Consider the following 13,810-nt stretch of genomic DNA (forward strand, 5'->3'; position numbering starts at 1 on the left):
GAAATGTGAAATGGCTAAAGCGACAGCACAGCCTCCACTTCCACATCATCTCCAAACACATCCTTGCCATGAAGCTCTTTCAGCTCGATGATGAAGTTTACATACACTTTCTTGGGGTTCATCTGTTTCACCAGTTTGCAGGCGGCTTCCATTGTTCCACCGGTTGCCAGCAAGTCGTCGTGTAGCAATACTACATCGTCTTCATTGATGGCATCCTTGTGCATCTGCACGGTGTCTTTGCCATATTCTTTATCATAGCTTTCTTCAATGGTTTCTGCAGGAAGCTTTCCCGGCTTGCGGATAGGTACGAAGCCTGCCCCCAGTCTGGTGGCAAGAATGGGGCCCATAATGAATCCTCTTGATTCTATACCCACTACTTTGGTGATGCCTTTGTCTTTATACATCTCGTATAGTGTGTCCGAGAGTTCCTGCAAGGCGGTAGGCTCCTTGAACAAGGTAGTTACATCGTAGAATAGAATTCCCGGAATGGGGAAGTCGGGTATTTCTCGGATGCTTTTGGTAAGAGTTTCTTTGCTCATAATCAGTTTATTTAATACGTTTATTGAATTCTTTGTTTCACGTGGAACTTTGCACTCTATCGTCCGCAAAGTACCAGTAGCACGTTGATGTCGCTTGGAGATACTCCCGGAATCCGACTCGCTTGGGCTATTGTTTCTGGATCTATCTTCATCAGCTTCTGTCTAGCTTCGGTAGAAAGGGATTGAATGGAATTATAGTCAAACTTACCTTTTATCTTGATGCTTTCCAATCTTGCCAATTTATCCGCAATAATCCGTTCGCGTCCGATGTATCCCTCGTACTTGATGAGTATTTCTGCAGCTTCTACAATTTCTTCCTTTCTATCGGATATTTTATCCAGTTCTCGTTTAAAGGCACTGACGTGTTCGGCAATGTTCTCAATCGTTATCTGCGGACGGTTTATCAAATCTATCAATTTGCATCCCTGGCGCAGTGGAGTAGTGCCGAGCTGCTCCAATACCGGATTGATTAATGCCGGTTTCATCGAGTAATTCCGCGCGAAGTCTATAATCCGGTTCACGGCTTCACGTTTTTCTGTCAGCAGCTTGTACCGCTCTTCCTTGACAAGTCCCAGCTTCCAGGCTTTTTCCGTGAGTCGCATGTCCGCATCATCCATACGGAGCAGGATGCGATATTCGGCACGGGAAGTAAACATACGGTAAGGCTCGTCCACACCTTTTGTTACCAAGTCATCGATTAAAACGCCGATATATGCTTCATCCCTTGCAAGGGTGAACGGTTCTCCGCCGTGGCAATTGATGTGGGCGTTGATACCTGCCATGATTCCTTGTCCAGCTGCTTCCTCGTAACCGGTTGTTCCGTTTACTTGTCCGGCAAAGAACAGATTCTTTATATTCTTCGTTTCCAGCGTATGTTTCAGTTGGGTGGGGTCAAAGAAGTCGTATTCGATGGCATAGCCCGGGCGGTAGATGACGAGGTCTCTGAACGCCGGTATCTTTTTCAATGCTGCAATCTGGATGTTCATGGGCAATGAAGAAGAGAATCCATTCAAGTAGAGCTCTTGGGTTGTTTCCCCTTCGGGCTCCAGGAAAAGCTGGTGCTGCGGTTTGTCGGGGAAAGTCACAATCTTGGTTTCTATACTGGGGCAATAACGTGGGCCGATACTTTGGATTTGTCCGTTGAAAAGGGGAGAATCCGGCAGACCTTCCTGCAGGATGCGGTGTGCTTCTTCGTTGGTGAAGCAGGTCCAGCAAGGGAGCTGTTTCAAATGGCGTACATGAGTGTCCATGAACGAGAACTTGTGGAAGTCACATTCTCCGTCTTGGATTTCCATATCCTCATAATGCACGCTGCGTCCATCTATGCGTACGGGGGTTCCCGTCTTCATGCGTCCAAAGGTGATGCCATGCTTTGCGATGGATTCGGTTAATTGGTAGGATGCAGGTTCTGCCATACGTCCACCTGGAAGCATGGTACGTCCCACGTGCATCAGTCCATTGAGGAAAGTTCCTGCGGTGAGTACTACACATTTGGCATGGAACGTTACTCCCCATAATGTGACTACTCCCGTAATCTCACCGTTTTCAACGAGGATTTCCTGCACGGTATCCTGCCAGATATGCAGGTTGGGGATATTTTCCAGTATCTCTCTCCATGCCCAGATGAATTTGTTGCGGTCGCACTGCGCGCGCGGACTCCACATAGCGGGACCTTTGGAACGGTTCAGTATACGGAACTGTATGGCTGTCTGGTCTGTCACCAATCCCATATATCCTCCCAAGGCGTCTATTTCGCGTACTATCTGTCCTTTGGCGATGCCTCCCACTGCCGGGTTACAACTCATCTGTCCGATTTTGTTCATATCCATTGTGATAAGACAAGTCTTCGAACCCAGGTTTGCAGCAGCGGCAGCGGCTTCGCATCCTGCGTGTCCGGCGCCGATTACAATAACGTCATACTTAAACTCCATTCGTTCAGTGTATTTTAAAACTGTGCAAAGTTACGAAAAAAGTTGTATGCCGGGACGTGTCATATCTTAAAATCCGGATATATCTTCTTTGGCATTGCTTATATTTCCGTATCCAGCATCATACTTATTGCTTGGAATGCTTAGGCTATAGACATATTGCTTGTGTTTAGCTTAAAATACAATCAAAATGAAGCTTTTTGAATACTATTGCTTTTCTTTTTGAAAAAGATACATACCTTTGCAACGTTTGGATATTAAAAAGTGTTTTGATTGACTAATTTTAAGGAAGAGAAGCATGAGAAAGAAATTCTTCTTGTTAATCATTGTCTGCCTGGTTATGGGGGCGGGAGTGATGGCTCAGACGTCTACGGTCTCGGGAACAGTATTTGCCGAGGACAACAATGAGCCGATTATTGGGGCATCGGTATTGGTGAAGGGTACAACGCTGGGGGCCGTGACCGATATCGAAGGTAAATTTACAATCTTGAATGTGCCGGGCACGGCAAAGACAGTGATTGTCTCTTTTGTAGGTATGCAGAAAGTAGAAGCTGCCATAAAGCCTGCTATGAAGGTGGTGCTGAAATCGGATTCGGAACTGCTGGATGAAGTGATGGTGGTGGCTTACGGCACGGCCAAAAAGAGCAGCTATGCAGGTTCGGCTTCTTTAGTGAAAGCGGATGCGCTGAAAGACATTCCGACGACCAGCTTTGAAAACGTGTTGAACGGTAAAGTGGCGGGCTTGCAACTGACGAATAATTCCGGCTAGGCGGGTTCCGCACCGGCCATCCGCATCCGTGGCATAGGTTCTATGAATGCCGGGAATGAACCGTTGTATGTAGTGGACGGTGTTCCGGTCTCTTCGGGCAATACGGGGCAGATGAGCGGTGAGCTCTATTCTACCAACAACATCATGAATACGTTGAACCCGGAAGACATCGAATCTATTTCTGTATTGAAAGATGCGGCGGCCAGCTCGCTTTATGGGTCGCGTGCGGCAAACGGCGTCATTCTGATTACTACCAAAAAAGGACAGATTGGCAAGCCGGTGGTGACGCTGAAAGCCGAAGTGGGCTTCACGCCCTGCTGGGCAACGGACAACTATGAAACGGCCAGCGTACAGGAGAATGTGAATATGCTCTACACCGTATTTCACGATGCCCGTACAAGCGGTAAGGGCGAAACGGACGAAAAGGCGGCAGCCTATGCCATAGGCCAGTTGAACAGCCGTTTCAACAAACATGGCTACCAATTTACCACAAATGGTACGGGAGCTTACGAGAACGTCAATATCCTTGAGTACGACAACTCCGGGCGTGGAGGCAAATACTACGATTGGGACAAGGCATATTTCCGTACCGCCATTTACCAGACCTACGATATGTCCGTCAGCGGTGCTACGCAGAATACCAACTATTACACTTCCCTTTCCTATACCCAGGACGAAGGACGTTTGAAGATGAACAGCTTCGACCGTGTTTCCGGTCGCCTGAACCTCACCCAGAAGGTGGGGAAATTCCTTGAACTGACCACCAATGCCAGCCTGGCGCGTACCAAGAAAAGCGGTTATAATGATACACGCAACACGGGCAGTAATTACTTCATGCAGACCCGTAACTTGCTGTGGGGACTCTACTGGCCCACTGATTACAAGACCGGCGAGCTCTGGACCGAACGTTACGGTAGCTACGCCTACAATGGGCTTTATTATGACAAAGAGTGGGAGAACGGTTCTACCAGTACCAAAATCATAGCTGCGGAGACGCTCACCCTGCATCTGATGCCGGGCCTGGACCTTCGTTCTATCTACTCTTACGACAATACTACTGTAAAAGACCATATCTATTACAGTGCCAATCACTATAAAGGCTCGGCAGACAATGGGAATGTCAACGAATACCGTACTACATACGAGAAGATGGTTACCTCCACTACCGCCAATTATACCGGCACCTTCGACAAACACACAGTTGGCACCATGGTGGGTTTCGAAGCGGAGAAGAACAAGACAGACTATGTGCGTGCCACAGGAAGCAATCTTGCGGTCAGCACCATTCATACAGTTTCTACTGCCGGAACGCAGACTTCTGCCGGATATTCCTGGGGAAACTCGATGGTGTCCGTGCTCTCCAAGTTGGATTATAATTACGATGAACGCTACTTCATTTCCGGTTCTTACCGCCGCGACGGTTCTTCCCGGCTCAGCAAGCAGGAACGTTGGGGAAACTTCTGGTCAGTGGCGGGAGCGTGGAACATCATGCGCGAGGGTTTTATGAGCAAATATTCTTTCCTGAGCAACCTGCGTATACGTGCCTCTTATGGTATTAACGGTACGCTGCCTTCGGACAATTACGGCTATATGAGCTTGATGAGCTATACCAGTAAGTACATGGGTAACCCGGGCGGTACAATCACTACCGTCACCAATGACAAGCTGTCTTGGGAGACGAGCTACAACACGAATGTGGGTATCGACTTCGGCTTCTTCGGCCAACGTCTGCGCGGTACGGTGGAATACTTCAACCGTGATTCGAAGAACCTGCTCCAGGATGTTCCCATTTCGATGGTTACGGGATTTTCCTCTACGTTGCGGAACGTAGGATGCATCAACAACCATGGGGTAGAGGTGGAGTTGAGTGGTGACATCATTGATAGTAAAGGATGGTTATGGAGTGCCGGTGCCAACGCAACCTTCCTCCGTTCTGAGGTGAAAGAGTTGTATGGCGGTGCGGACATTATCTGGTACGACCCCACCAGTAGCGACAGCCGTGCGCAATATGTATACCGGGAAGGTCAGTCCACGCTGGCTTTCTATGGATACGAATGGGCAGGTGTGGACAAGACCAACGGCAAGAACGTCTACTATGTAAATGACCCCAAGAATGGCAAGGCCGGAGATTTTGAGTATAACGGGCGCGGAGCTACTTATGACTATAACAATGCCAACTACACCATCATCGGCAATGCCGTTCCCAAAGTGTATGGGGGCATCAATACCTCGGTCTCCTACAAAGGCATAGCCCTTTCGTTGGGCTTTACCTATAAGATAGGAGGAGACTTGTACGACGGAGCCTACATGGATGTGGCCGACGACGGTTATTATTGGGAGCGTATCCGTGCTAAAAGCTACTACAACAACCTTTGGACGCCAGACCATACGAACGGTACAGAGCCCCGTATCGAAGGTGTAGACCTCGATGACCCGCAACAATACAGCAGCCGCCACTTGTTCAATGCCAGTTATCTGCGCTTGAAGAATCTCTCATTGGCCTATACGCTGCCCAAAGCCATGACCCGCAAGGCTTTCATCGAGAATGCCCGCCTTTTCTTCACTGCCAGCAACCTTTGGACAATAGCCAAATACAAGGAGGCAGACCCCGAAGTGAGCGAATACGGCACACGTGGTTGGGAAACCCCTATCGGAAAAACGTTTGTCGTTGGCGTTGAATTGAAATTTTAATGAACTGGAGGAACTAACAATGAAAAAGATATATCATTTATTGGCACTTGTGATACTTGGTGCCTTTACATTCACTTCGTGTGACGATTTTCTGGATATGCAGCCCACCAACTCCGGAAATGCAGAAGGTGCTGTCGGTACGGTAGCCGATGCGCAGGTGGTTATCAACGGTGTGATGAGTGCGATGACCTCATCGTCTTATTACGGCAGAAACCTTTTTATGTACGGTGATGCCAAGGGCGGTGACCTCACGATTTTTGCTGCCGGACGCGGACTGGATGCATTCTATACGTTCAACCACACTTCCAACAGCAATACTTATTCCGGTTTCTGGAGCCGTGGATATTACTGCATTCTGCAGGTCAACACCTTGTTGAGCAACATTGAGAAGCTGGAAGAATCGGGCAGTATGGAAGACTTTTCCGAAGCCAAAGGGCAGGCGTTGACTCTGAGGGCGCTGTTCTATTTCGATTTGGTCCGTCTCTACGGGCTTCCTTACAATTACAACAAGACCTCTTATGGAGTTCCCAATGTAACCGAGCCGCTTACGGTGAACGCCCAGCCCACCCGTGCTACTGTGGAGGAGAACTATCGCCAGATTCTGCAGGACTTGTCGGACGGGGCGGCCCTGCTTGCCAAGAAGAAGACAAAGCAGAGCGGATATGCGGACTATTACACCAACATAGCCCTGCAAGCGCGTGTGAAACTCTATATGGAAGATTATGACGGTGCTTTGAACGCTGCCCGGGAGATTATAGAAAGCGGTGTGTACAAACTGTATGAGCCTGCCGATTGGACGGCTTCCTGGAGCAAGCAGTTTGGTTCCGAGTCCATCTTTGAGCTGGGCATCACCACTGAGGAATCAGACCTGGGAACTTCTTCTTTGGGCTTTTACCTGATGCGCTACGGACAGTTGAAGAATGCCATGGGCTGGTATCTTGCCAGCGATTATTTCTTGAACCGTCTGGGTGAAGACGAGACGGATGTGCGTTGGGGAATCATGGACAACGATGAATACTGGGTGGACAATGAGATTGAACGCAAGGGAGCCTGCTACAAGTATATGGGCAGTACCACTCTGGCAGGTGACGGCAAGGCAACCAATACAGCCGTCAATATCAAGATAATCCGTCTTTCCGAGATATATCTGATTGCCGCCGAAGCAGCCTTGCACTCCACGAAGCAGGAAGCAGGCGCAGATGCCGCCGCCGGTTACCTGAATGAAATCCGCAGGCGTTCTCCCGGACTGGCACCGGCCACTGCCGCTACCATTACCGATGATATGATTCTGGACGAGCGCAGCAAGGAGCTTTTTGGTGAAGGACAACGCTTCTTCGACATGATGCGTATGGGCAGAACCATCGAATTCAACGACGATTTTCAAGATATTCCGGTGAGTCACCGTGGAAAAACAATCGACCGTACTTTCGAGAAGATTGTGCTTCCTATTTCGCAGGATGAGATAAATGCCAATCCGGCATTGGAGAACCAGCAGAATCCGGGATATTAGTCATTCCCTGCTGTCTATTGTTTGCTACTCCTTGTATATCAGGGAGGTATTTTGCCAACAAGTTGTCACTGCCTTGGCAAACTTTTGCCACGCCTATGGCAAAGTTTTGCCAACGCGGTGGCAAAGTCTTGCCAATGGGAAGGCAAAACCTTGTCATAGGCGTGGCAAGAAAAGCGGAAAAAGGTGCCTTTGATGAATTTCTTTGATAAAATGAGATGGTAATACCTTGATATTCCACAAAAATACTATTTATTGGTTCGAAATTTCTATTCTTTTTTTCTGAATCGGCTTATCTTTGCTTTCGTAGAAACCAATAAAAAGTTATAATACTATGAGAAGATTTTTCCTCATATCGTCATTCTTGACGTTGTTTGCAATCGGAAGCTCGGCGCAATGGAAGCCGGCAGGTGATAAAATCAAAACGGACTGGGCATCCCAGATCAATCCCGCGAATGTGTTGCCCGAATATCCTCGTCCCATCATGGAACGGAGTGACTGGAAGAACTTGAACGGACTGTGGAATTATGCCGTTATAAATAAAGGTGAGCATCTTCCGGCAGAGTTCGAAGGGCAGATACTTGTTCCTTTTGCCATCGAATCCTCCTTGTCCGGAGTTGGAAAAAGAATCAATGAAAACCAGGAACTGGTCTACCAGCGCAGTTTTGAAATTCCTTCTGCCTGGAAGGGAAAACAAGTGCTGTTGCACTTTGGCGCTGTCGACTGGAAAACGGATGTATGGGTGAATGATGTGAAAGTAGGCAGCCATACGGGGGGATTTACTCCGTTCTCTTTCGATATTACTGCCGCCCTTTCTGGCAAAGGCAATAATCAGTTGGTCGTAAAAGTTTGGGACCCAACGGATAAAGGACCTCAACCCCGTGGAAAGCAGGTCAGCAATCCGGAAGGTATCTGGTACACTCCCGTAAGCGGTATCTGGCAGACGGTATGGATGGAGCCGGTTGCCGGAAAACATATCAAGAACCTCCGTATCACTCCCGATATTGACCGTAATCTGTTGACAGTGAAGGCTGAATTGAATAGTGCATGTCCTTCCGATTTTGTGGAAGTGAATGTGTATGACGGCAATCAACTGGTAGCCACCGGCAAAAGTATCAATGCAGAGCCGGTGGAGGTGTCCATGCCCCGGAATGCCAAGTTGTGGAGTCCGGATTCCCCCTTCCTCTATACGCTGAAAGTGACTCTGAAAAGCGGAGGCAAGGTAGTGGATAAGGTGGACAGCTATGCTGCCATGCGTAAGTACTCCACCCGTCGTGACGCGGATGGCATCGTACGCCTGGAACTAAATAACGAGGCTTTGTTCCAGTTTGGACCGCTGGACCAGGGTTGGTGGCCCGACGGACTGTATACAGCTCCCACAGACGAGGCTTTGCTGTATGATGTACAGAAGACGAAAGATTTCGGTTTCAATATGATTCGCAAGCATATCAAGGTGGAACCGGCACGTTGGTACACACATTGTGACCGTTTGGGTATCATCGTATGGCAGGATATGCCGAGCGGTGACCGTAATCCGGAATGGCAGAACCGCCGCTATTTCGACGGAACAGAACTGAAACGCTCCGCCGAATCCGAAGCCTATTATCACAAGGAATGGAAGGAAATAATGGATTGTCTCTACTCTTATCCGTGTATCGGTACATGGGTACCGTTCAACGAAGCCTGGGGGCAGTTCAAGACGGTAGAGATAGCCGAATGGACGAAACAGTATGACCCGACCCGTCTGGTGAATCCGGCAAGTGGCGGTAACCATTATACTTGCGGTGACATGCTCGACCTCCACAACTATCCCCAACCGGAGATGTATCTGTATGATGCACAGCGTGCCACGGTTTTGGGTGAGTATGGCGGCATCGGCCTTGTCTTGAAAGACCATATCTGGGAACCGAACCGCAACTGGGGATATGTTCAGTTCAACTCTTCCAAGGAGGTTACGGATGAGTACGTGAAATATGCCGATATGCTGTATCAGATGATAAAAAGAGGTTTCTCGGCAGCCGTCTATACACAGACCACGGATGTGGAGGTGGAAGTGAACGGTCTGATGACTTACGACCGCAAGGTGATAAAGCTGGATGAGAAACGCGTGAAAGAGATAAATACACGTATCTGCAATTCACTTAAGAAATAGGGGCATTTACAATTTACCATTTACAAAGTACAATTTGGCTGCGCTGTCATCTGCATAGTTAAATTGTACTTTGTAAATGGTAAATTGTGCATTAAAAATGTTGTTATGAAACGATTGATTATAAAGCTTTTCCTTAGTCTGTGCCTATGGGCGGTATTGCCGGTCTGTGCGCAGGATGCTGTTCATTACTATTTCAGAACGATGGATATCCGGAACGGTCTTTCGCAGAACACCGTGTATCAGATTTTGCAGGATAGGAAAGGCTTTATGTGGTTCGGAACCAAGGACGGTCTGAACCGGTATGACGGGTTGTCTTTCCGTGTCTACAAGAAAGAGAACTCCGGTTTAGGCAAGAATTTCATAACCGCGCTCTACGAGGACCGCCGGGGCAATATCTGGATTGGTACCGATGGGGGAGTCTTTATTTACGACCCGGTACTGGATTCCTTTACCGCTTTCGATGAGGCCAGTGATAATGGCAGTATCATCAGGGATTTCGTCACCATGATTGGAAGTGACGAGGACGACAATATCTGGATATCGGTAGAAAACCAGGGGTTGTTCTGCTATAAACCGGATGAAGGGAGGCTGCTGAACCATCTGCACGATTCGGGACTGCCCAATGTAACCCGCTTTTGGCTGAATGGGAATACGTGTTGGCTGGCCTTGTATGCGGATAATCTTTACTATACGAAAGCTGACTTTGAAACTCCTCTGCAGCCTTTCAAGGATGCGGAAGGAAATGAGATTTTCAAGAATGATATTATCAACTGGCAGGTCAGCGGACCCCATAATTGTGTGTATATCGCTTCGCTGAACGGGTTGACAGAGATAAACCAGACTACCGGCAAGACGCGGAAGCTGCTGAACACCTATGTGAGGGCTTTGCAGTTCAAATCTGACAACGAGCTGTGGGTGGGCGCAGAGTCCGGCTTGTATATTTACAATCTGACGAATGACAAGATTACCCATTTGACCGTTCCCGACCAGGATGATTCGTATGCATTGTCGGACAATGCCATTTATTCGCTCTGCTGCGACAAGGAGAACGGCATGTGGATAGGGTCTTATTTCGGTGGAGTGAACTATTGCCCTTATCAGTGGACTTATTTCGAGAAGTTCTATCCGAGAGACAATCTCAGGCATTTCGGCCGTCGTGTACGGGAAATCTGTGAAAGTAATGATGGCACCTTGTGGATAGGTACCGAAGACAAAGGCTTGTTCAATTACAATCCGGAAAACGGAAAGATAGAGCCTTTTGAGCATCCGGCCATTTATCAGAATGTCCACGGCCTTTGCCTGGACGGGGATGATTTGTGGGTAGGTACGTTCTCCGGTGGTCTGAACCGGGTGAATCTTCGGACCAGGCAGGTGAAACATTATGCCAAGGGTGAGAGTGAGAATTCCATGGTCGCCAATGACGCCTTTACCATTTGCAGGACCACTACGGGAGACGTGTGGATAGGCACCACGTCCGGTCTGTTGAAGTACAATCGCTCTACAGATGACTTTACCCGGATTCCTCAGCTGAAGAATATGTTTACTTATAACATTCTGGAGGACTTCAACGGAAATCTGTGGTTTGCTACTTTTTCTAATGGAGTGTTCTGCTACAATGTAAGAAGCCAGCAGTGGAGGAATTATCTGTCTAATGAGAATGATTCGACCTCTCTTCCCTACAATAAGGTAATCAGTATCTACGAAGACAGCAGGAAGCGTCTGTGGTTCATGACGCTGGGTGAGGGCTTCTGCCGCTACAATCCGGAAACGGACAATTTTACCCGTTATGACATGTCGAAAGGATTTCCGAGCAACACTATCTACAAGATGGTCGAGGATAAGCGGGGTAACTTATGGATTACTTCCAATTATGGTCTGGTCTGCTTCAATCCCGATACGGAGAGCAAACATGTCTATACCACGGCAAACGGGCTGCTGAGCAACCAATTTAATTTCCAGTCCGGTTACATTGACAAGAAGGGACGCATCTATTTGGGAAGTATCAACGGATTCATAGCCTTTGACCCGGAAACTTTTGTGGAGAACACTTTTCTCCCTCCCGTAGTGATTACAGATTTTTATCTGTTCAACAAACGGCTTTCGGTGGATAGTCCGGATTCTCCTTTGGAGAAGAGCATCACCTATGCGGATGAGATAGAGCTGGATGCCGACCAGAATTCTTTCTCTTTTCAGGTTGCAGCCCTGAGTTACCAGGCACCCGAAATGAATGGTCTTGAATGTAAGCTGGAAGGCTTTGACCGCGACTGGTATACGGTAGGGCGGAATTCCATCATCAACTATTCAAACCTTCCTTATGGAAGCTATACATTGCGTATAAAAGGTTCCAACAGCGATGGCAAGTGGAACGCGACGGAACGTGTGCTCGACATCCATATCCGTCCTCCTTTCTATCTCTCCACTTGGGCGTATGCTGTTTATACGGTATTGGCGTTATGTTCACTGGCTGCTGTAATTATCTATTTCAGAAAACGGACCCGGCAGAAGCATCAGCAGGCTATGGACAAGTTTGAACGGGAAAAGGAACGGGAGTTGTATACTGCGAAGATAGACTTCTTCACGAATGTGGCGCATGAGATACGTACACCGCTTACACTGATAAAGAGTCCGCTCGAGAATGTATTGGCTTCCCGTTCTGTTTCGGATGACATCAGGGATGATTTGGAGACCATGGAACTGAACACCAACCGGCTGCTTGATTTGGTGAACCAGTTGCTGGACTTCCGGAAGACGGAGACGCAAGGCTTCCAATTGAATTTTGTGGAATGTGACGTGTCTGAGCTCTTACAAAAGACGTATAAGCGTTTCAAGCCTTTGGCACGTGAAAGGGGGCTGGCATTGAGTATAGAGACTCCCGAAAGCTTGTATGCTTCGGTTGATAGGGAAGGGCTTACCAAGATTATCAGCAATCTGCTGACCAATGCGATAAAGTATTCGGAGACCTATATACGCATTAGGCTATATTCGGAAGGTGAAAGACTGCTGCTTTCTGTATGCAATGACGGCCTTGTCATTCCGGTAGAGATGCGCGAGGAGATTTTCAAGCCGTTCATCCAGTATAAAACTGGTACCTTGCGCTCTGTGCCCGGCACCGGTATCGGGCTTGCACTTGCCCGTTCATTGGCCGAACTCCATGAGGGTACGTTGTGCATGGAAGATTCGATGGAGAACAACTGTTTCCTGCTGTCACTTCCGCTGAAGCACGAGCAGACGGTGGCCATGGAGCATAAAGAACCGGTAACGGGCGGGGAACCCTCTGAAGAAAGTGGTGCAGGTACTGCCTTGGAACAGCACCGGTATACTCTTTTAGTGGTGGAAGACAGTCCGGAAATGCAGGCATTTGTTGTGAAACAGCTCTTTTCGGAATATCATGTACTGACTGCCGTGAATGGGGTGGAAGCTTTGAAGGTGTTGAAGGAACATACTGTAAATCTTGTCATTTCGGACATAATGATGCCCGAGATGGATGGGTTGGAGCTGTGCGAGCATCTGAAGTCCGAGCTTGACTATAGCCATATACCGATTATTCTGCTTACAGCGAAGACGACCCTTCAAGCCAAAATAGAGGGAATGAAATTGGGGGCTGACGTATATATAGAGAAACCTTTCTCTGTGGAATATCTGAAAGTGTGTGTAGCCAATCTGCTGAACAATCGTGAGAAGCTACGGGCTTCTTTTGTCAATTCTCCTTTTGTGCAAACGGGCAGTATGGCAATGACAAAGGCAGATGAATCTTTCCTTAAAACATTGAAGGAAGTGGTGGTTGCCAATATGCAGAATCCGGATTTCTGCTTGGATGATATGGCAAGCCTGCTGAACATGAGCCGTTCGAGCCTGAATCGGAAGATAAAGGGCATATTGGATATGACTCCCAATGACTACATCCGCTTGGAACGACTGAAGAAAGCGGCGCAGCTTTTAAAGGAAGGAGAGTGTAAAATCAATGAGGTTTGCTACATGACCGGCTTCAATACTCCTTCCTATTTTACCAAGTGCTTCCAAAAACAATTTGGTATTCTGCCCAAAGACTTCGTGAAATGATAGCATGGAATGCTTGCTAAATATAACAATCCAATCAAATGCCCCTGAGAGACATCTCAGGGGCATTTTTTGGATTTATAATTGCATAGATTGAAGCGATATTTGTATTAATTTTAGCTTTATGCGGATATATTTGCATCCGAAAGCCAACAATTTATAATACTA

6 protein-coding genes and 1 pseudogene are annotated in these 13,810 nt (G+C 47.9%); 5 read left to right on the forward strand and 2 right to left on the reverse strand.

Going from position 1 to position 13,810, the window contains the following annotated elements; genetic code table 11:
• Window positions 1–14: 14 nt before the first annotated feature.
• The gene (locus DWZ67_RS13240) at window positions 15–539 is read right to left on the reverse strand and encodes an adenine phosphoribosyltransferase (RefSeq protein WP_005826167.1); all 525 of its coding nucleotides are present in this window, start codon (window positions 537–539) and stop codon (window positions 15–17) included.
• A 56-nt stretch (window positions 540–595) separates the two neighbouring features.
• A complete protein-coding gene (gene mnmG, locus DWZ67_RS13245) occupies window positions 596–2,470 on the reverse strand; it encodes a tRNA uridine-5-carboxymethylaminomethyl(34) synthesis enzyme MnmG (protein WP_057097385.1) in 1,875 nt (624 codons plus the stop codon).
• 295 nt (window positions 2,471–2,765) lie between these two features.
• Here mnmG and DWZ67_RS20465 point away from each other — a divergent pair, with 295 nt between their 5' ends.
• The 5 genes and pseudogenes from DWZ67_RS20465 to DWZ67_RS13265 all read left to right on the forward strand — a co-directional run bounded on the left by DWZ67_RS20465 (window position 2,766) and on the right by DWZ67_RS13265 (window position 13,645).
• Window positions 2,766–3,236, forward strand: coding sequence for a carboxypeptidase-like regulatory domain-containing protein (locus DWZ67_RS20465; RefSeq protein WP_229100019.1), 471 nt, complete (start codon window positions 2,766–2,768; stop codon window positions 3,234–3,236).
• Between the two features lie 15 nt (window positions 3,237–3,251).
• Window positions 3,252–5,927 (forward strand): annotated as a pseudogene (locus tag DWZ67_RS13250) (SusC/RagA family TonB-linked outer membrane protein); the annotation flags it as partial.
• Between the two features lie 19 nt (window positions 5,928–5,946).
• Window positions 5,947–7,437 (forward strand): RagB/SusD family nutrient uptake outer membrane protein, encoded by a 1,491-nt coding sequence (locus DWZ67_RS13255; protein ID WP_005833916.1) that lies wholly within the window; start codon window positions 5,947–5,949, stop codon window positions 7,435–7,437.
• Window positions 7,438–7,768: 331 nt separating this feature from the next.
• Window positions 7,769–9,586: a glycoside hydrolase family 2 protein gene (locus DWZ67_RS13260; protein WP_005826156.1), complete on the forward strand. Its 1,818-nt coding sequence runs from the start codon at window positions 7,769–7,771 to the stop codon at window positions 9,584–9,586.
• A 105-nt stretch (window positions 9,587–9,691) separates the two neighbouring features.
• Window positions 9,692–13,645 (forward strand): hybrid sensor histidine kinase/response regulator transcription factor, encoded by a 3,954-nt coding sequence (locus tag DWZ67_RS13265; RefSeq protein WP_120139043.1) that lies wholly within the window; start codon window positions 9,692–9,694, stop codon window positions 13,643–13,645.
• The last annotated feature ends 165 nt before the right edge of the window (window positions 13,646–13,810 follow it).

Source organism: Bacteroides sp. AF34-31BH, from assembly GCF_003602795.1.
Lineage (GTDB): Bacteria > Bacteroidota > Bacteroidia > Bacteroidales > Bacteroidaceae > Bacteroides > Bacteroides uniformis.

Excerpts from the sequence above, each read along its gene's own strand:
- DWZ67_RS13265 (WP_120139043.1), top strand. The coding sequence starts at position 9,692 with ATGAAACGATTGATTATAAAGCTTTTCCTTAGTCTGTGCCTATGGGCG.
- DWZ67_RS13260 (WP_005826156.1), top strand. The coding sequence starts at position 7,769 with ATGAGAAGATTTTTCCTCATATCGTCATTCTTGACGTTGTTTGCAATC.
- DWZ67_RS13255 (WP_005833916.1), top strand. The coding sequence starts at position 5,947 with ATGAAAAAGATATATCATTTATTGGCACTTGTGATACTTGGTGCCTTT.
- DWZ67_RS20465 (WP_229100019.1), top strand. The coding sequence starts at position 2,766 with ATGAGAAAGAAATTCTTCTTGTTAATCATTGTCTGCCTGGTTATGGGG.
- mnmG (WP_057097385.1), bottom strand. The coding sequence starts at position 2,470 with ATGGAGTTTAAGTATGACGTTATTGTAATCGGCGCCGGACACGCAGGA.
- DWZ67_RS13240 (WP_005826167.1), bottom strand. The coding sequence starts at position 539 with ATGAGCAAAGAAACTCTTACCAAAAGCATCCGAGAAATACCCGACTTC.